The organism is Nitrospira sp. BLG_1 (assembly GCF_047338595.1).
In the GTDB taxonomy this organism is placed as follows: domain Bacteria; phylum Nitrospirota; class Nitrospiria; order Nitrospirales; family Nitrospiraceae; genus Nitrospira_D.
This window is the reverse complement of record NZ_JBLFBO010000009.1, coordinates 76,514-95,336: the sequence shown is the minus strand read 5'-3', so window position 1 is coordinate 95,336 and position 18,823 is coordinate 76,514. Positions and strand designations below refer to the sequence as shown.

Sequence of the window (18,823 nt, the reverse complement as noted above, 5' to 3'; positions counted from 1 at the left end):
AAGGGAGGATGCTCGCAACACGATGGCAAGCCTGGCGGACATTCAAGCTGGAGGGTTGGCTCGACAAGTACAGAGGCGATAAGCTATAAACATCTGCTCAACAGCTTCGTGCGGGAATCAACCAGGAACAGGGTTATGCAAGAATATGCCGCGTATTACGGGACTGCCTGTCTCATCCTTTCCATGTATCTTCTTTTCAAGGGCGTGACTGCCGCGATACGACAGCGAAGCGAAGATCATTCCACGACGCTGGTGCCTGCCTATGTCTATGGAATCCTCGCGTCGGTAGCGCTCACCTATGCCTTGGGACTTCTGAGGATGAAGTTTCCCGGGTGGGAACTACCTTGGTGGGGAAATCGGATTATTTTCCCGGGCACGACCATGCTCTTCCCAGGGATTATCTATCTTGTCGGTCGGCGGCCTCCGATACGCCAAATCGATCGTGTCGACGTATAACCGAGTTCAACCTTCCTTTATAACCGATATAGCCGGCAGGACACTCGGCATTACTTCGCGATTGTAATGCTCGGCACGCCGGCTCGCGGGACCTCTGTAACGGTCATCTGAAAGAGCTGTGACAAGAGCTTAAAGGCTTCGCGGTTCCAGCGAGCCTGTGGGCCGATTGTAGTCACCGCATAGTAGCTTCCATGCGATTTCATCACGAGGTCGAGTTCAGACGGAGCTGACGACGATACAATCAGGTCCATTGTGTTCACGGGATTTTCAGCGACCTCTGGCGTACGATTGTCCTTTTCGACATGGTATTCCCGCTCTTCCGCGATGGAAAGCCCGAGAAAATTCAGTATCGCGTTGAAACTGCGCAACCGAAAGTCTCCTTTCAGGGGCCAGTCGCCGCCGTAATGCCCAGGGCGAATATCAAACGTCACATCGTGTGGGAGCCCTTGCTCATTCTCATGTTGCAAACGGGCCCGCTCGTCCCGAGAAAGGAGATTCGGGTCGTAATTCGTTATGAGCGTCCCGCCTTCAACTTGTTTGCGCAACGTGAACGTTTTGTCCTTGGCATGATAAGACACTTGGTATTCCTGTTCGAGCGCTTTGAAGCCTTCTGCGGTGACCGATTCTGCGGGAATCGTCCAACTTCGTTCGACGTTGATGGGCTCGACATAGAGACTATTGTGGTCTTGAATCGCTGAGAGATGGAGAACCACCCGTCTGAACGTCTCGTAACCGGCCTTATCCGATGGATTGTTCCGATATGCGACTGCTCCGTCTCCATGGCTCATTCGGACTTCCTTGGCCATTAACCGAAGGAGGAGGTCGATATCGATCCCTTGCCGAAGAAGTAAGGTCAGTTTGTCCTCCTGGAATGGGGTCAGCAGGCGCTGGGTAAACTCTTCGCCCTCAATGGGGGCGATACTGATAGTCGGGTTTTCAGCCACACTCCCACCGATGACGGGCAAGATCGTTCGGCTTGCATCACCGGTCAAAGCCGGCGTGGCACCGGCGGTAAATCGAAAATCGAACGTCGCCGCCACATTGGAGACGCCGGTGAAGTGAATCGGTTCATGGTGCTGTGCTCTGGCGATATTGACGAGCAGCTGCTTGGATTGGGATTTGGTGATGGCGTCGTCGTAGGCAATGACGGCTCGAGTCAGGGTAACAGGAGAGAGGCATCCCGAGAGAAGAAGACCGAAGAGTGTCAGGAGGATACCAGGTAGAGCCAATGTTCTGTTGTCCATCGAGGATGGCCGGTTAGTCAAACGTCGTCCAGGCGCAGATGCGAGTTCTACCACATCAATGAGCAGAAGGGTAGCTGTTGGAGAACGGCGAGCTATGCGACAACGGGATGCGACTTCCGGAGATCGACTCGCTGGACAGTCATCTCTATCGGAGTTCTGGGGTGGAGAGTCATCCCAGGCTCTGGGTGAATCGCCTGTTTATCGACGAGGCCGAGCCGGACAGTCGACGCGATCGTTGCCAGGATCAACAGGCCTTCGAGTTCCGCGAATGATTCGCCCAGGCAGCGGCGTCCACCAGCGCCGAAGGGAATGTAGGCATAGGCCGGACGGGTTCTGGTCGCTTCGTCAGAAAACCGTTCCGGGTCAAATCGAGCAGGCTCAGGAAACCAGCGTGGATTGCGGTGAAGATTCCAGGGGCTGATGAAAGCCCACGAACCGGGAGGAAGGATCGCTCCGGATGGAAGTCGATCTTCCCTCTCTGCCAGACGAGTGTGCAAGCTCCATGCGGGAGGATAGAGGCGAAGCGACTCGTTCCAGATCATCTTCAAGTAGGGAAGGTGAGGCAGGTCGGCCGCGTCGGGAGGGCGGTCGCCGAGCACGTTCTTCAACTCGCCGACCAATCGTTCCCAAACTGATTGATTCTGGGACAGAAGAAGCCATGTCCATGTGAGCGCATTGGCGGTGGTTTCATGACCGGCGAGCAAGAATGTCATGAGCTCATCACGAATCTCTCTCTCGCTCAGTGGGTGACCACGGTTATCCTTCGCGGCCAGTAAGAGCGAGAGCACATCATCTCGGTGCTCAGCACTGCGTCGCCGATCACGAATCAATTGAATAAGGGTGTTCTCAATTACGTTGAAGCCACGGGTGAACCGGCGATGCCGGGGAATGGGAATCCAGAGTGGGATCAGACTGGCCAGGAGTGAATCATACTGAAGCTTGATGAGTCGCTGGCCTGCTGAAATGGAGTCACGAATCAGGCCGGTATCCGACTGCACATCTTGTCCAAAGAGGAGACGCCAGATGACCGAGAGGGTGAGATAGGCCATGTCCTGTCCAATGTCGATCGTCATGCCATCGTGCCACTGGGCCACTCGGGCTTGTGCTGTATCGGTGATGAGTCTGCTGTAGGCCGTGACGTGGCCTCCGTGAAAAAACGGGAGAAACAGCCGCCGTTGAGCGTGATGGGTGTCGCCTTCCGTGTGCAGGACACCCTGCCCGAAGATCCGTGATTCGACTGGAGGAACTGGACACTTCCGATAATTGTCTTGATTCGTCACCAAGACATGTTTCACGTCCGCCGGATGATTCAAGAGATACATGGCGGCATCGGGCTGTTGCAGGAGCAGTTCAACGACCAGTCCCATGGGGAGCTTGACGACGTCGCCATAGACTTGGCATTGCAATAGGAATTCGAGGGTATCCCGTCGAAGCTCGGCAAAGCAGCCCCACCAGCGAGAGACCGGTGGTCCGGGAAGGTGCGATGTTGGTGTGTGTTGGTCGGTCATGGGTGATGGCTCGTACTCAGTGGGACTACAGCATGGAGGAGAACGACTGTCAACGGGGGCTGGCGTGAAGCGCAGCTGGCTCTTGCCCTTCGCCACGAATCGTTATGAGGACCAGCAATGAGATGACCGCGCATGCACTGACATACCATCCTGGTGCAAGGGGGCTTCCGCTCCGTTCAAAAACCATGGTCGCGACCAATGGGGCTGTTCCACCAAACAGTGCCGAAGCCATATTGTACGAGATAGAAAGCCCAGTATATCGGTGAGCAACCGGAAAGAGTAGCGCGACAATGGCAAAGAAGGGGCCCATGTAAGCGGCGACGAAGACGGTCACGGCCAATTGCGCCAGGGCCACCGATACCACATCTCCACTGCTGAACCAGGAGAAAAACGGGACTGTACCGAGCGCGAGACCCAGCGCACCGGCAGCGAGCACCCGTCGTGGCCCGACTCGATCGGCCAACTTGCCCATGATCGGGATTAGCATCGCCATGACGGCCATGCAGACCGTGTTGATGGTTAAGGCCGTTGTCATCGGGAGATCGCTCACCTTCGTCACGTAGGTGGGGAGATAGACAAAAAAGATATAGAACCCCACGCCATGCAGCAACACCAACCCGATCACTTGGAGCAGCGGTGTCCGGTTCTGACATGCGAAGTCATGAATGGGCGTCGATGAGACGACGCCGCTCTGTTGGAGTTGTTCAAAGGCAGGCGATTCAGGAAGATGTCGGCGGAGATACCAACCGACCAGTGCGATGACGCTCCCTGCCAAGAATGGAATGCGCCAGCCCCAATCATGCAGCGTCTCCTGCGAGAAACTTGCGCTGGCCACGGCACCGATGCCGGACCCCGACAGGGCGCCGATTTGGGCGCTGAAGCCGGCCCAACTGCCGACATAGCCTCTCTGGTTCGGCGCGGCATGTTCGATCAGAAACGTAACCGATCCCGTAAATTCTCCGCCGACTGAGAAGCCTTGAATAAACCGCAAGACGGTCAGCGCAATTGGTGCAAGCAGCCCGATCTGTGCATAGGTCGGCAGGAGGCCGAGAAGGCAGGTTGGAATTGCCATGAGGATGACGGACCAAGAGAGTGCCCACCGGCGTCCTCGTGTATCTCCCCAGTAGCCGAAGCTGAGTGCACCCAGCGGCCTTGCCAGAAAGCCGACGGCGAATACACTGAATGTGGCGATCAACGACAAGGACGGATCTGACGCCGGGAAAAACAGGACGGACAAGACGGGCGCGAAGTATCCAAAGAGCGCGAAGTCATACCATTCAAGCACATTGCCGATGGCACCGGCAAAGACCGTTCTGCGAAGAGCGCGAGGCCTGTCTGGTTCTATAGCGGTGCGGTCATCCATCACGGTACGGTCGAAAACCCACCATACCATGAACCCATGCGTCCCGTGCGAGAGTTGCCTTTTGCATCAAACGCTCGGTAGAGTCATCGCATGACAGGCCGTGTTCATGCTGGAACCTTGCTGTGCCGATGGTGCGTCGACACCGTCGGTCTCTTGATAATAACGGGTGTGGTGAGTGGCCTGTTGCTGTCCTGCAGCGCAGAGAACTCGACATCCACATCTCCGAACCAGACGGAGAGTATCGCTGGGGTGGATGCCGATGCGAATGGCGTGCGTGATGATGTCGATCGGTATGTCGATACGACCTATGCCGGTCAGGTCAACGCGGATCTCAACAAGGCGGTACGGCAGTACGCGAAGGCCGTGCAAGTATCACTGGTTGATGCGGACAGTCACACCCTGTCCCTGACTCATGCGACGGAACGATTTCGCGCGCTGGAATGTCTGATGGCGAGGCGACCTGATGAGTTCCATACGATTTTTGTCGACATTCGCGCGCAACTGTTAAACACGCCGAGCCGTTCGGAGGCCTATCTGAAAGCCGACGATCAGGTGAAGACCGCGAATATCACTTTGCTGCCGGCAGACCAATGGGTGACGGCATGTCAGTCATGAGTACCAACAGGTATCTTGTACTCTCGCTCAGCGTGCTCCTTGGAGTCGCTTGGCTTCCTGAGGCGGGCGCACAGGTGCCTGCTCAATCGGCTTGCCACAATGCGGCAGCCCCTCGTACGGCGATCTACTTTGTTAATGGAGTCACGACGACGCGCGATGAAGCGAGGTTGAACGGCGGGAAACTGGAGCTGGAGTTTCTGAGCATGCTTCCGACAATGGCGCCGGCCGTCCAAGCGATGTGTCATCTGTTCTTTCTGAACATCAATCCAACATCCGGGGCCGTCAAAGATTTTCTCGAAGCAGGCCAACAACGGCTCGGGTTGACGTCGACGACCTTTTGGCAAGGGTTGGAAGGTGCGGGTCTTGCGACATCGGGGGTGATTGCACAGGTGTTGCAACGTTCGGTCAACAACGCGGATCAAATTGATCAGGAAACTATTCAGCGCCATGCCAGTGCCTATCGGGAGCAGATTGCTTCCCCATCCTGCCGTCGCGTGCTCATCGTTCCACACTCTCAAGGGAATCTCTACAGTAATGCCTCATATGACGAGGTGTATGGTCAGGTGCAGAAGCCGCCGTTGGGTGCCCTGAAGATTGTGGGGGTTGCCACACCGGCTGATGCGGTGCAAGGCAGCGGACTCTATCGCACGTCGAGAACTGATATCTTAATCAGCGGAATTCGCCTTATTCTGCCCGGTACGTTACCGGCCAACACGAATTGGGGGATCAGTCCTCTCCTCGTGTCTCCTGCCTATTCCGGTGGGCATAGTTTCATCGGGTACTTGACGGCGGAGCCAAGCCGGACACAAATTCTAATGGACATGGAGTCTTCGTTGATCGCGCTGGCTTCGGTCAACCCCTGCTGATTCTTCCGTGGGCTTGTACATCGCTCGCTCGGACTCAGTACTCAACACTCAGCACTGAGCACTCCGACCTCAGCATTCGGCCTCACTGTTCCTTGAGCAACGCGAATTGCTGTTTCAAGGTGGCAATCTTTACCAGGTAGCTTCGAAGGTCGTGGGCGCCACAGTGCTGGTGCGGCGTCAGGCGATAGTTATGTATGACGTAATTGCGGCCGGTTCCGGCGCCGCAGAGATGAATGACGGCGGCCAGCTCCTGTTTCTGTTCGAACGTGGCCCCTCGATCACCGACTAACCGAGTGACGTATCGGTCGAGCAGTGCGGAGGTCATCTCCATGGCATGTCCAGGAATGACTCGGCTATACAGACTGTTGAACCAACAGGAATTGAAATTGTTCCAGGGCCCATCTTCGACGACGACATGGTTATGGATACAATACCGTTTCGCTTCTTGAAACGTGCCGTCGGTGATCTGAAACATCCCGACGGCCGATGAGGCCGGTCGATACCAATCCAACGGATTCTGCGCGGTAAAGCGCCATTTCCAATAGGTTCGGGCGACGGGATTGCCGGAGCCTTCAGCTTGTGCGAGTGCTGCCAGCAGCTCGGGTGTGATGATGGTTGTCGAATGGACTTTGAACAGCGCTCCGTACTCCGCCCAGGTTTCACGGGGGCTCTTGTGAAAGGCCGGCTCCACTGGAAAGAACAGTTCCGTCGGCTTGTAGTAGGCGTGATAGATCCAGTTGATGGTGAGGGCCGCCGTGATCAGAATGGCCACCGTGCTCCATACTTGAATGGTCGGTGGAGCCTTTCGGATGGCACGCAGACATACGGTCAGTACAGACCAGCTTCCACGAGCGACGCGCATCAGGGGATGGGTCGAACGCTGAGAGCGGGATGGGATATGAGGAGCACCGTGACGACGCGACATGGTGTCGGGGTAACAATGACCAGATGAATTGGTTCTGTCAACGGGGGGCATCCGTGGGATTTCTTGAGGCAATGGCGGGAGGGATGGTGCCAATCAACAACCTTGCATTAGGGTTGCGAGAAGGCTCAAGATGGCCGCCCAAGTTGGGGGATATGCGGCAAGATTGTTGGAGGGGAATCTATGCAACGACTGGTTGCGCTCGCTGTTGGTCTCATCGTGGCGATGATCTCGCTACCGGTATTTTCCGAATCATTTACGGACAAGGCAAAAAACGACGGCACGGTTGAGGTCAGCGATGAGGACCCGGCCATGCAGAAAGCCATGGCGCGGGCACGTGCCGGACTGGAGGGCTTTCTGAAAAAGGCGGGGTCGCCGCCGTCCGATACCGGCCAATATTCCGTGAAGGTTCGCGTCAGCGAAGGGGAGAGTCTCGAGTACCTCTGGATTTCCGATCTGAAAGGCCAAGGTGATCTGTGGTCGGGGCGGATCGAAAATGTGCCGGTGGTTCGATCGCTGAAGAAGGGCCAGGCCTATTCGTTTGCGAAGACGGAGATCGTCGACTGGACGTATGTCGACAAAGGCAGGAAAAAAGTCATCGGAAACTTCACGACCTGTGCGCTCTTGACCAAAGAAGCACCCGAGGTGGCCCAAGACATTCAGAAGAAATATGGCCTGGAGTGCGATCGATGATCAGAATCATCCGGAATCTCGTGAAACGTCGTGCGTGAAGCGTATCTTGCTTCGGATGAACACGCTTCACGAACGACGAATACTGTCGCAGCGGCCTGTCGGTGGTTGTACTCGAAACACCCGGAATAAGGTTGGCCAGGATTTCGTCCTGCTGATTCTTCCGGAACTCGTGCCAAAACGTCTTGCCGGTGCTACTGTGGATCCACTGCTATCCGTGCATGGATCTCCATGGGGCCAGCGAGACTCTACCAACTGTTTCCCTCTCCGGATTGGGACGAGACGGATCTCGACACGTCGACGGATCCCTTTCACCCGGAGGGGCGATTCCAGACTGCCGCCAAGAAAAAAGCCATCCGTGATCATTTTGACGCCTGTGCTCCGCATCGACTGTCGTGGGAGCAGAAGGCCCGCGCTTACTATGAGGATCAGACTCGATATCTCAGGTTTCTCGTGCCTGAGGGATTACGAGTCTTGGAAATTGGGTCAGGGATCGGCAATCTCCTTGCCTCGTTGAAGCCATCGCGCGGGCTTGGCATCGACCTGAGTCCTGCCATGGTGAACGAGGCGACCCAACGTCATTCGACCTTGGAGTTTCGGGTCGGAGACGTTGAAACGCTGCAGCTCAACGAATGTTTCGATATCATCATTCTTGCGGACGTGGTCGGCCATCTCCTCGACGTCCAGACGGCGTTCAAGCGGCTGCGCCGTCTCTGTACTCCTCAAACAAGAGTGGTGGTGTCCTCCCATAACCATGTGTGGGAACCGATCCTCAGGCTGTGTGAAAAGGTTGGGCTAAAGATGCCGCAGCGTGAGCACAGCTGGCTCTCGCCGGCGGATCTCACAAATCTGTTGTATCTCGCCGACTTTGATGTGGTGAAGGTGGAGCGACGATTGTTGCTGCCGCTGCGGATTCCACTCCTTGCGCCTTTATGCAACAGATTGCTGGCCTATCTTCCTGGGTTTCGTGGGCTCTGTCTCTCTCACTATGTGATCGCTCGCGCGAGGCTCCGGAGGCCGGAGCGGCCTTATTCAACGACGATCGTCATTCCCTGCCGAAACGAACAGGGCAACATCGACGCGACACTCCGGCGGATTCCACAGTTTGGAGGCCGCCAGGAGATCCTCTTTGTCGATGGGCATTCGACAGACGGGACGGCAGAGGAGATCAAACGTGTCATGGCATTTTACCCTGGGAGGAATATCAAACTTCTGACACAGGACGGGCAAGGGAAAAGTGATGCGGTTCGCAAGGGGTTTGCCCATGCGATGGGCGACATCCTCATGATCCTGGACGCAGACGCGACCATGCCGCCGGAAGCCCTCCCGAAATTCTATGAAGCCATCGCAAGTGGAAAAGGCGAGTTGATCATCGGCTGTCGGCTGATCTATCCCCAGGAGGGTCGGGCGATGCACCTGATGACGCTATTTGGAAACAAGGTGTTTGGGATGGCGTTCTCTTGGTTGCTCAATCAGCGGATCAAGGACACACTGTGTGGCACAAAGGTCTTATTCCGCCGAGACTATGAACGCCTAGCGGCTAGTCGGTCGTACTTCGGCGAGTTCGACCCCCTCGGAGATTTTGATTTATTGTTCGGTGCGTCGAAGCTCAATCTACAGATGGTGGAGATTCCCGTTCGGTATGAAGCGCGGACGTTCGGTAGTGCGACGATTCGACGGTTTGCACAAGGAAGGTTGTTGCTCAAGATGGCGGTCTACGGATTCTGTCGTCTCAAGGCTGTATGAGAACCCTCTCCGTTTGTAATGAGCTCGCCAAGAGGCTCAGCACGATCCTGTCGAGATAACGTCGAAGATTCCGCCTCGAGAATCGCTGCAACATGCTTGCAAGCCGGAAGAGGCCCCACCTATAATGTGCCCGCTATCTCAGTGGATCTGTTAACAATTTGGAGGAGTCGGAGCGATCATGAACGAACGAACATTGGCCATTATCAAGCCGGATGCCGTCAAGAAGAATGCCATCGGAGATATCATTCACCGATACGAACAGGCAGGACTGAAGGCGATTGCTATCAAGATGATTCACATGTCTCAGTCTGTCGCGGAAGGGTTTTACGCGGTGCACAAGGCGCGTCCGTTTTTCGGGAGTCTGTGTGCCTTCATGTCGTCCGGTCCGGCTGTGGTGATCGTGCTGCAGGGTGAGAATGCGATCAAGAAGAATCGGGAGTTAATGGGCGCAACGGATCCGGCGAAGGCCGATGCAGGCACCATCCGCAAAGCTCATGGAGCGAATATTGAGTTTAATGCCGTCCATGGATCAGACTCACCGGAAACCGCTCAGTTTGAGGTCGGATATTTCTTCCCCGGCATGGAGATCTTTGGATAGCACGCGTGAGAAACGGGTCGGCGATGGTGCCCGGCCCGTTTCTTGACAATACCAACCGCTCCCACTACCATCCTGAAAAATTGATCTGGTCAGGGTTGAGGCTGAGTGATTCGTTGCCGGTCCTTCCCTGAACCTTTAGACTCGCATAGTGGATCTCAAGAACGGAGCCGACATGATTCCATCCGATTTACGGTATCACCAGGAGCATGAGTGGGTTCGAGTCGAGGGCAAACAGGCGACGGTGGGAATCAGCCACTTCGCGCAGGATGCGTTGGGCGACATCGTCTTTCTAGACCTTCCCAAGGTCGGGGCGACCGTGAAGGTTGGGCAGCAGATCGGGGAAGTCGAGTCGACCAAAACTACGTCAACGATCTACACGCCGGTCAGCGGGACGGTCACCAAGATCAACACGGATCTGAAAGATCGTCCTGAGGTGGTGAATTCAGATCCCTATGGCAAGGGATGGATGGCGGTCATTGAGCTGAGCAGTCCCGGAGACGTTGATCAACTAATGACGGCCGCTCAATACGAAGCCTTTCTCGCCAGTCAGAAGCATTGACAATTGTGTCCGTTGGATCGGCCAACCATTGTGTGATTGAATCATTGGTACCCATTAGCAATGTCTCAATCAACGATGAATATCTGATCCGATGACCTCCTCACTCCACATCGCGATTCTTGGAGCCGGCCCAGGCGGCTATGTCGCAGCGATCCGTGCGGCTCAACTCGGCGCACGGGTCACAGTCATCGAGCGAGAGAAGCTCGGCGGAGTCTGCCTCAACTGGGGGTGTATTCCGAGCAAAGCGCTGCTCTCCGTCGTAGAGCTTGGGGACAAGCTCAAGAAGGCGGAGGATCTGGGGCTGATACTCCAGGCACCGGCGACGTATGATCTTGTTCGCATGGTGGCCCGAAAAGAGAAGGTGGTCGCTTCACTTGTCAAAGGGATTGCGACACTGTTCAAAGGCTGGGGGATCGAACAGGTTACTGGGCAAGGGGTTATCAAAGATGCACGTACCCTTGCCGTAACATTGCCGGACGGAGCGCAGCGTGAGATTCACGCTGACGCACTGGTAATCGCCACCGGATCGTCCTGGCCGAACCTTCCCCAATTTCCCATCGATGGTCAGCAGATCGTGACCAGCCAGCAGATGCTTGACCTGACACAGGTTCCGGCCACCCTTGCCATTTTGGGTGGTGGAGTGGAGGGATGCGAGTTCGCCGCGTTGTACAGCGGTCTTGGGACACAGGTCACCATCCTTGAACTCATGCCACGGCTCCTTCCATTGGAGGATGAGGAGATTTCCGCCACCATGGAGCGTGAGTTGAAGAAGCGGGGCGTGACCGTGATAACCGGCACGACGGTGGAGCAATGCGAGCGATCACCTGAGTCGTTGGTCATGTCGTTGAAAGACGGAAGCACGATCGCGGCTGAGAAGTTCTTGGTTTCGGTGGGGCGCGGATTTAACTCACGCGGGATTGGATTAGAACAGGTCGGTGTTGCGCTTGGGCATCGTGGCGATGTGCTGGTTGATGAGCACCTGCGCACGAACATTCCCGGTATCTATGCGATTGGCGATGTGACAGGTAAGGCGATGTTGGCCCATGTCGCATCGACGCAGGGACAGGTAGCGGTTGAGAATATTTTAGGACATCAACGGACGATCGATTATGCCGTGATCCCTGCCGGCATCTTCACCCTACCCGAGATCGGACGGGTGGGATTGACCGAGTTGCAGGCTAGAGCTCGAGCGGAGCGGAACGGCAAAGATCCGAACCAGGCAGTGAAGGTCGGACGATTTCGCTATGGGGCGTTGGGGAAGGCTCAAGCCACAGGAGAGACGACCGGATTCTACAAAGTCATTGCTGATGCCGAGACCAGTCGGATCCTGGGTATGCATATTCTCGGGGCCCATGCGGCGGATCTCATTCATGAACCGGCGTTGGCGATGCAGATGGGGGCAACGGCCAGCCAAGTTGCTCGTCTCATCCACGCCCATCCAACGCTCGCCGAAGGCGTGATGGAATCAATGGAAGATCTTGATGGAGCGGCCATTCACCAATTGAGAAAGACGGGGAAGGGATGATCAAGTCTCTCCTTGTCAAATTGGGAATGTTGGCCGTCACGGTTGGAATTGTCTTGTGGATGGGATGGATGCGTCATGTGGCTGTCGAGTCGTCTGATGCTTTCACGCAGGAGCAGACTGCGAGGGGTGTGAACGGTTCCGGTCAACATGCGCTTGACCAGAGTCGTGTGGTATCGGCTAAGGTAGGCAGGTTGCACAATGGAGCCTTGCTGGATTTGAATCGAGCTACTGCAGATGAACTGGAAGCTCTGCCGGGTATTGGTGCTGTGCTGGCGCAACGGGTGGTTGCGTTTCGAGAGTCGGCAGGACGGTTTCGTACGGTTGATGATCTGCGTGGCGTCAAAGGGATCGGCGCCAAAAAATTTGATCGCCTCAAGTCATTGATCACAGTCTCCACCAGCGAGACGCAACGAGAGACGGAGCGACGTGCGTCATGAAGGATGTCACCCAACAACTTGACCTCATTCTCCGTGGTGCGGTGGAGGTCATTCAGCAGACTGAGCTCGAAGCCAAACTGAAGCGTTCGCTTTCTGAAAAGCGCCCATTACGCATTAAGGCGGGATTCGATCCGACGGCACCGGATCTTCATCTTGGGCACACGGTCCTGATCCATAAGCTGAAACACTTTCAAGATCTTGGGCACACCGTGATTTTCCTAATCGGTGATTTCACAGGGATGATCGGTGATCCAACCGGTGTCTCCGAGACGCGTCGGGCGCTGACCAAGGAACAAGTCCAGGAGAATGCCAAGACGTACCAGCGTCAGATCTTCAAGATTCTTGATCCGGAGAAAACCACCATCGACTTCAATAGTCGATGGATGGGACCCATGACGGCTGATGGCTTAATCCAACTGGCCGCGCATTACCGAGTCGCCAGAATGATGGAACGCGATGATTTTCACAAGCGGTACCATGAGCAGAAACCTATCAGTGTCCACGAATTTCTCTATCCGCTTGTGCAGGGATATGACTCCGTCGCATTGAAGGCGGATGTGGAGTTGGGGGGGACGGATCAAAAGTTCAACCTCTTGGTCGGGCGTGAGTTGCAGCGAGACTATGGTCAGGAATCACAAGTGGTGATTACGATGCCGTTGCTCGAAGGCACGGACGGCGTGAAGAAGATGAGCAAGAGTGTCGGAAACTATATCGCCCTAGAAGACAAGCCGGGTGAGATGTTCGGCAAGGTGATGTCGATCAGTGACACCCTGATGTATCGGTACTATGAGCTGCTGACGACGGAAGATCTCGGTCAGGCCAGGTCACTGCATCCGATGGAAGCTAAACAGACCCTCGCTGAACTGATTGTGGCTCAGTACCACGGAGCTGAGGCCGGAAAACAGGCCCGAGCAGAGTTTGCGCAGAAGTTCCAGAAACAAGAGTTCCCCGATGAACCGGATGTGCGTGTGCAGCTGACGAACAATGATTTGCGAGATGGAAAGGCCATTGGGTTGGTTGATCTTGTGGCCAAAACAGGGCTGGTTCCCAGCAAGAGCGAAGCGCGTCGGCTCATCATTCAAGGCGGCGTCGAGATTGATGGACAGAAACAGAACGATGCGAATGCCACGCTGGAGGTTGTTCTGGGTAAGCAGCATCGTCTGAAGATTGGCCGACGAAAGTTTGCGACGGTGGAACGGATCTAATAGCAATGGCTGGGTCGATGTCTTGAGAAATCCCGATCTATGTGCAACTGGACAGCCAGCCGGCGTTCCTGTATAAGATCTCCAGCGAGCGGGCGTAGCTCAGTGGTAGAGTCCTTGCTTCCCAAGCTGATATAGGGGGATTACCTAAGTCGTTGATGACACGGGTAATCCCCTTGTTATTTCAAGTGATTCACATAATTACGTCTTCATTTCACCTTGTCTCAGTTTGTCGCATTGTGCATTGATTTGTTGGAATTTCTAACACTGTAATAACACCTGTTATGGACCAGCAAACTATGGGGACTCAAACCATGCATTAGTGTCACGTGCCTGGCCTGCTTCTTTACGCGAAGCTGCGGAACGACCTACTCTTGGCATCTTCAACGGGAATGGCTAACCGTGTTGCTCCTTTCTCATCGCGTCCAGTGGTTTCATAGTGCATGCTTATTGTAGACATGCGCGGTTTGTGGTCATGTAGCTGGGCCCAAAAGAGGGGAGGTAACGCGTATCTCGTTGGCGCCCCTGGGATGTATCCTCAGCCTCGCTAGGGCTTGAAAATGAAAGAAGTAATCGAGGTAAAGCAATAGGTTGCAGATCATCACGCATTTGCTATGGTTTATTCAAGGGTACGCCCCGCAGGTTAAGGGGAGTTGCCTTCATCAGAGGTTCTCTACGCTGTTGAAAAGATCAGTTCAACCGGGAAGCATCTTAAGCAGAGTGTCATCAGAGTATTGTCATCGGGGCTAACTGCCGTAACTCATGCTTCAACAACAACGAGACGATTCCCTTGGAGAAGGCGTCTACTTTGCACCCGCTGACTACATCGGTGCCGGTCGGAGACTCCTCATTCTGTCCGTCGACACCGTGACGCTCTTTCTACTGGGATGGGGGCTATCCGTGGTGTGGTTTGAGCTGCTTGGGATTACTGATGGGTTTATCTGTGCCTTGGTGGTCGCGGTATGGCTCTATCTTGTTCCGCTCAAGCGGTCGGCATGGCGCACTGTGGGGTACCGGCTGGCGGGGGCCAAGTTGGTCAATCTGAAAGGAGATCAACCAGCGCTCTGGTCGCTCACCCTTCGGTCCATGCTGTGGCTGTTCTGCATCGCTCCAGGCAACTTCCTGTTTGAACTTCTCTGGTGTGGAGTTGACGGTGACAGGCAATCTATCCGTGATCGGATTGCCAATACGTGCCTCGTGAAGAATAATGCCATCCCGGTAGGGACTGGTGAAGTTCGCTTGGCGCATTACTTTGCATTCGGCTATATGCTCGTGTATTCCCATGTGGTGCATCCGAAACTCGTGATTGCAGAACGGTATAGTCTGTAACCCTCCTGTAATTCAATCGCTCATCCACACGACCTCGACTGTGGCCTCGCTCAGTGATGTAATTCCCCAGGGGAGCAGAAAATTACGCCGGGCATCAGGTCTATGTGACGACAAGAAGCTTTGTCGAGAAGGTTCGGAGACTGCTAGAGAATAGAGGAGGAAACGGTAACGAAGATAGGAACAGAATGATCCAGCTTGGACGTCTCCAACCTTCACCATTGCCATGGTGGTCCAAAGCTCTGCGTTCCGAAGAATCATGAATTTGCCGATCTACGAGCAGATGGATCATATAGGCGGCGTCATTGCCCCCGCTTGCGGTACCCCATCTGGCCAATTCATAATGGACTCAAAACGTACGGATCACATCGTCGTAATTGCATCCGCTAGGGTTGTGCATGCCAGGCCCGGCTACCACATTAGCCAAGCTCACACCACCACGACTGTATGCCATTACACGACGTGAGCGGCTCTTTACTTTACTCAATAAGCATCATCGCCATCATAAGTTGATCTGGGTTGCGGGACCTCCAGGAGCCGGGAAGACCTCCCTCATCGCAACCTATCTCGCCGAGCAGAGACAGCGCACGCTGTGGTATCACATCGATCCCGGGGATGCCGATCTCGCGACCTTCTTTCACTATCTTGCCAAAGCGGCTCAAACTGCCGCTGGTCGCAAGCGTGTGACGCTTCCTTTGCTGACGCCGGAGTTTTTAGGCGACGTTCAGGCGTTCACACGGAAATTCTTTCGCGAACTATGGTCAAAGGTCCCCTCGCCAGCCGTCCTGGTCCTAGACAACTACCAGAATATCCCCGCGAGTGCGACGCTTCACCAGATCCTCCCAGTGGCCTTATCTGAGTTCCCGGTCGACACAACTCTTATGGCTATCAGCCGCGAAACCCCTCCGCAACAGTTCGCGCGGGAACAGACACACAATTTGGTGGGGCATATCACATGGGAAGATTTGCGCTTGACCTTCGAGGAAACCATGTCTCTCGCAGGGTCCACTTCAGGAATGACTCAAGACTTGCTCAGGACGCTTCATGAAAAGGCAAACGGCTGGATGGCGGGGACGGTGCTGATGTTAGAGCGGTACAAAACACAAAGAACCTTCCCTGTCGCCAATCCTCCCGAAAAGCGAACAGACGTCTTTCACTATTTTGCCGACCAGGTGTTTGAGATGATGACGTCCCGCGAAAGAGACGTCTTGATGCGCACTGCACTGCTTCCATGGGTTACCGCACCCATGTCGGAAGAGGTCAGCGATGATTCCGCTGCAGCTGAGGTGTTTCGAGACTTATACAGACGTGGGCTCTTTGTCGATCGGCGCACCGATGAACAAGAGCGGTATCAGTATCATGATCTCTTTCGAGAATTTCTTCTTGAGCGAGGCCGCATTCATTTCGACGAGGAAACCCTCCACCGCTTTAAGCGCACTGCGGCGCAAGTCGCGGAAAAGTACAGACAACACGATACAGCCGTCGCGCTCTACGCGGAAACGCACTCCTGGGACGAGCTAACCGAGTTAATCCGTGCAAATGCTGTGCAGTTACTCGCTCAAGGTCGTCATCAAACAATCCAAAGTTACATGGGGCTACTCCCACATGCCGAACGTGAGAAACGGCCCTGGCTGCTCTATTGGTCTGGTACCAGCCGAATGTTGTTTGATCCTGTCGCTGCACGGAAGGATTTGGAGTCCGCGTACCAACAGTTTGAACTATCACAGCAGGACATCGCTGGGCTTCTCCTTACCTGTAGCGGCATCATTGAATCCTATATTTGCGGCGTGGATGATATGGCACCCACGATTGCGTGGGGCAATCGGCTCCAGCAACTCCTCCATCAGAGTCATGGATTCCCTTCACCACAGATCGAAGCGAGGGTGCTAACCAGCCTGCAGGGACTTCTCTATGCGTCACCTCACCATCCGTTCCTGGCAGAATTGGAAGTGTCACTAGATCGACTCCTGTATTCGTTGGACGATCCGGCCAGCCGTTGTGGCGTGGTTGCGACTTTTGTCAACCTTCCACTCTGGAGAGGGGATTTCCGACGGGCGCGCCAGATGCTCGATCAACTGCTTCCCTATATGGACAGTGCATTGGTTCCGCCGGGAACGCGTCTCTGTTGGAATGTCATGGAGGCCAATCATGCTTGGAATGTCCGACACCACGATCAAGCGAAGGAGAAGCTCGCACGGGCCCAAATAATCGCAGAGGAATATGGAATTCTTGTTTGGCAACCCATGATCATTGGGATATCCGCCTACAATGCGTTGGCGGCAGGAGATGATCAAGAAGGGGAAAGGCTGGCCGAGCTCATCGCGTCAAAGATTCAGCCACACCACCGACTTGGACAAGGGCAGTGCAGTTTTTACCGAGCTGGTGTGGCTCTGTTACGAAACGACCTTTCTTCTGCACTGCACCATGCTACGTCTGCGCTCAATACGACGGCATCCTTGTGCATACCGTTCATGACGGCAAATTGTCGTGTAGGACTGGCAAAGGTGCTCGTTGAGATGGGCGAGTTCGCGAAAGCACGTGAGCAGTTGGAGGAGGCACTAGAATACGCTCGAATCATGCGCAGCAGCTTGTTGGAGGTCCACAGTCTCCTATCACTGGCGCAGCTATTTTTCCGAGAGGGGCACATTGATCACGGGCAAGCATCGCTGCAGGAAGGATTACGCATTGCCAGCCGAAATGACTATCTTGTCCTTGAAAATTGGTGGCGGCCCAAGGTGATGGCTGACCTGATGGCGCATGCCTTGGAAGCGGGCATCGAAGTCGAGTATGTGCGGAGCGTCATTCAGCGTCGAAACTTGCGTGCCCCATCTGCCGCCCTGACCCGCTGGCCGTACCCCATCACGATCACGACCTTGGGAAGGTTCGAGCTGGTGATGGCTGACGTTCCGATAACCATGTTAGGAAAAACTCAACGTAAGCCTCTCGAACTCTTGAAGTACCTTTGTACCGTCGGAGAGCAAGGTCTCCATCAGGATCTCATCGAGGAGGCCCTATGGCCCGAGGCCGATGGCGAAGCCGCTGAGCAGGCCTTTCGGACCACGCTGCATCGCCTTCGGAAACTTCTGCGCCATGAGGACGCCGTGCAGCTTGCCGATCGCCACATCTCGCTTGATCCATCGCTGGTGGCACTGGATCATGTGGCCTTTGACCGCATGGCTCAGAACGCCGATCGCACAGACACGGTGGCTCTTGATCGAGTGCTCGCACTCTATCGTGGACATTTTCTGCAAGGGGAGACGGCGCCATGGGTGTTTCTGGTGCGCGAGCGATTACGCGCACGATTCCTCGAATTCACAGACCGACTGGGTACCCTGTTGGAGGAGCGCGGCCAACCCGACGAAGCGGTTCAGCGCTACCTCCGGGCGCTGGAAGTGGAACCGACAGCGGAAGTCATGTGTCGGCGTGTGATGATGACGTATGTCCGGTTGGGGCGTTCAACCGAAGCCATTGGAATATATCATCGATTCAGCCACGCGCTACGAACAAAACTCGGCGTTGCTCCGACTCCAGAGACCATTTCGCTGTACCATACCATCGCAACAGCCTGAACCCTAATCCGGCGATCCCCCCCTTCATCCTAGGAAGAAGCATTTTCTCATCTGGTGTTCGCAAAAACTTCTCATCTGTCACAGATCTGTAACGATACTCCACGTAGAGTCCGGGCTGTGACTAGGGAGACTGTATTGTCCTATTTTGGCCTAATTCCAACACTGGGTATCGCCTCATTGGTCGCAGCAGGGGAAAC

At 55.1% G+C, this 18,823-nt stretch carries 16 protein-coding genes; 12 read left to right on the top strand and 4 right to left on the bottom strand.

Annotated elements, in window-relative coordinates; translation table 11 throughout:
- Positions 1-135: 135 nt before the first annotated feature.
- The gene (locus ACMTNU_RS10450; protein ID WP_413935185.1) at positions 136-456 is read left to right on the top strand and encodes a hypothetical protein; all 321 of its coding nucleotides are present in this window, start codon (positions 136-138) and stop codon (positions 454-456) included.
- Between the two features lie 50 nt (positions 457-506).
- Here ACMTNU_RS10450 and ACMTNU_RS10445 read toward each other — a convergent pair whose 3' ends face one another.
- The 3 genes from ACMTNU_RS10445 to ACMTNU_RS10435 form a co-directional block, all read right to left on the bottom strand.
- Positions 507-1,700, bottom strand: coding sequence for a hypothetical protein (locus ACMTNU_RS10445; protein WP_413935184.1), 1,194 nt, complete (start codon positions 1,698-1,700; stop codon positions 507-509).
- Between the two features lie 92 nt (positions 1,701-1,792).
- Entirely contained in the window at positions 1,793-3,208 is a 1,416-nt protein-coding gene (locus tag ACMTNU_RS10440; RefSeq protein WP_413935183.1) for a cytochrome P450, read from the bottom strand.
- Between the two features lie 49 nt (positions 3,209-3,257).
- Positions 3,258-4,601, bottom strand: a complete 1,344-nt coding sequence (locus tag ACMTNU_RS10435; RefSeq protein WP_413935182.1) for an MFS transporter — start codon at positions 4,599-4,601, stop codon at positions 3,258-3,260.
- 60 nt (positions 4,602-4,661) lie between these two features.
- On the opposite strand from ACMTNU_RS10435, the gene ACMTNU_RS10430 reads away from it, so the two are divergent.
- Entirely contained in the window at positions 4,662-5,186 is a 525-nt protein-coding gene (locus tag ACMTNU_RS10430) for a hypothetical protein (protein WP_413935181.1), read from the top strand.
- The gene (locus tag ACMTNU_RS10425; RefSeq protein WP_413935180.1) at positions 5,183-6,052 is read left to right on the top strand and encodes a hypothetical protein; all 870 of its coding nucleotides are present in this window, start codon (positions 5,183-5,185) and stop codon (positions 6,050-6,052) included. The genes ACMTNU_RS10430 and ACMTNU_RS10425 overlap by 4 nt, the downstream gene beginning before the upstream one ends.
- Positions 6,053-6,134: 82 nt before the next feature.
- On the opposite strand, the gene ACMTNU_RS10420 is transcribed toward ACMTNU_RS10425, so the two are convergent.
- On the bottom strand, positions 6,135-6,824 hold the full coding sequence (locus ACMTNU_RS10420; protein ID WP_413935179.1) for a lytic transglycosylase domain-containing protein: 690 nt from the start codon (positions 6,822-6,824) through the stop codon (positions 6,135-6,137).
- 333 nt (positions 6,825-7,157) lie between these two features.
- Here ACMTNU_RS10420 and ACMTNU_RS10415 point away from each other — a divergent pair, with 333 nt between their 5' ends.
- From ACMTNU_RS10415 to ACMTNU_RS10375, 9 genes are all read left to right on the top strand, one after another.
- Positions 7,158-7,667 carry a DUF2314 domain-containing protein gene (locus ACMTNU_RS10415; RefSeq protein ID WP_413935178.1) on the top strand — a complete coding sequence of 170 codons (510 nt, stop codon included), beginning with the start codon at positions 7,158-7,160 and terminating at the stop codon, positions 7,665-7,667.
- Between the two features lie 228 nt (positions 7,668-7,895).
- Positions 7,896-9,410: a glycosyltransferase gene (locus ACMTNU_RS10410; RefSeq protein ID WP_413935177.1), complete on the top strand. Its 1,515-nt coding sequence runs from the start codon at positions 7,896-7,898 to the stop codon at positions 9,408-9,410.
- 175 nt (positions 9,411-9,585) lie between these two features.
- Positions 9,586-10,008: a nucleoside-diphosphate kinase gene (gene ndk / locus ACMTNU_RS10405; protein WP_413935224.1), complete on the top strand. Its 423-nt coding sequence runs from the start codon at positions 9,586-9,588 to the stop codon at positions 10,006-10,008.
- A gap of 172 nt (positions 10,009-10,180) precedes the next feature.
- Positions 10,181-10,567, top strand: a complete 387-nt coding sequence (gene gcvH, locus ACMTNU_RS10400) for a glycine cleavage system protein GcvH (RefSeq protein WP_413935176.1) — start codon at positions 10,181-10,183, stop codon at positions 10,565-10,567.
- Positions 10,568-10,658: 91 nt separating this feature from the next.
- Complete coding sequence (gene lpdA / locus ACMTNU_RS10395; RefSeq protein ID WP_413935175.1) at positions 10,659-12,092, top strand: dihydrolipoyl dehydrogenase; 1,434 nt, start codon at positions 10,659-10,661, stop codon at positions 12,090-12,092.
- Complete coding sequence (locus ACMTNU_RS10390) at positions 12,089-12,529, top strand: ComEA family DNA-binding protein (protein ID WP_413935174.1); 441 nt, start codon at positions 12,089-12,091, stop codon at positions 12,527-12,529. Before lpdA ends, ACMTNU_RS10390 begins: the two co-directional genes overlap by 4 nt.
- A complete protein-coding gene (gene tyrS, locus ACMTNU_RS10385) occupies positions 12,526-13,734 on the top strand; it encodes a tyrosine--tRNA ligase (RefSeq protein ID WP_413935173.1) in 1,209 nt (402 codons plus the stop codon). Before ACMTNU_RS10390 ends, tyrS begins: the two co-directional genes overlap by 4 nt.
- Before the next feature lie 759 nt (positions 13,735-14,493).
- Entirely contained in the window at positions 14,494-15,060 is a 567-nt protein-coding gene (locus ACMTNU_RS10380) for an RDD family protein (protein WP_413935172.1), read from the top strand.
- Between the two features lie 395 nt (positions 15,061-15,455).
- On the top strand, positions 15,456-18,626 hold the full coding sequence (locus ACMTNU_RS10375) for a BTAD domain-containing putative transcriptional regulator (RefSeq protein ID WP_413935171.1): 3,171 nt from the start codon (positions 15,456-15,458) through the stop codon (positions 18,624-18,626).
- The last annotated feature ends 197 nt before the right edge of the window (positions 18,627-18,823 follow it).

Bases quoted from the DNA above. Each gene is read 5' to 3' on its own strand.
- ACMTNU_RS10450 (WP_413935185.1), top strand. From the start codon at position 136: ATGCAAGAATATGCCGCGTATTACGGGACTGCCTGTCTCATCCTTTCC.
- tyrS (WP_413935173.1), top strand. From the start codon at position 12,526: ATGAAGGATGTCACCCAACAACTTGACCTCATTCTCCGTGGTGCGGTG.
- ACMTNU_RS10410 (WP_413935177.1), top strand. From the start codon at position 7,896: ATGGGGCCAGCGAGACTCTACCAACTGTTTCCCTCTCCGGATTGGGAC.
- ACMTNU_RS10440 (WP_413935183.1), bottom strand. From the start codon at position 3,208: ATGACCGACCAACACACACCAACATCGCACCTTCCCGGACCACCGGTC.
- ACMTNU_RS10390 (WP_413935174.1), top strand. From the start codon at position 12,089: ATGATCAAGTCTCTCCTTGTCAAATTGGGAATGTTGGCCGTCACGGTT.
- ACMTNU_RS10425 (WP_413935180.1), top strand. From the start codon at position 5,183: ATGAGTACCAACAGGTATCTTGTACTCTCGCTCAGCGTGCTCCTTGGA.
- ACMTNU_RS10435 (WP_413935182.1), bottom strand. From the start codon at position 4,601: ATGGTATGGTGGGTTTTCGACCGTACCGTGATGGATGACCGCACCGCT.
- ACMTNU_RS10380 (WP_413935172.1), top strand. From the start codon at position 14,494: ATGCTTCAACAACAACGAGACGATTCCCTTGGAGAAGGCGTCTACTTT.
- ACMTNU_RS10445 (WP_413935184.1), bottom strand. From the start codon at position 1,700: ATGGACAACAGAACATTGGCTCTACCTGGTATCCTCCTGACACTCTTC.
- ACMTNU_RS10375 (WP_413935171.1), top strand. From the start codon at position 15,456: ATGCCAGGCCCGGCTACCACATTAGCCAAGCTCACACCACCACGACTG.
- gcvH (WP_413935176.1), top strand. From the start codon at position 10,181: ATGATTCCATCCGATTTACGGTATCACCAGGAGCATGAGTGGGTTCGA.
- ACMTNU_RS10415 (WP_413935178.1), top strand. From the start codon at position 7,158: ATGCAACGACTGGTTGCGCTCGCTGTTGGTCTCATCGTGGCGATGATC.
- ACMTNU_RS10430 (WP_413935181.1), top strand. From the start codon at position 4,662: ATGACAGGCCGTGTTCATGCTGGAACCTTGCTGTGCCGATGGTGCGTC.
- lpdA (WP_413935175.1), top strand. From the start codon at position 10,659: ATGACCTCCTCACTCCACATCGCGATTCTTGGAGCCGGCCCAGGCGGC.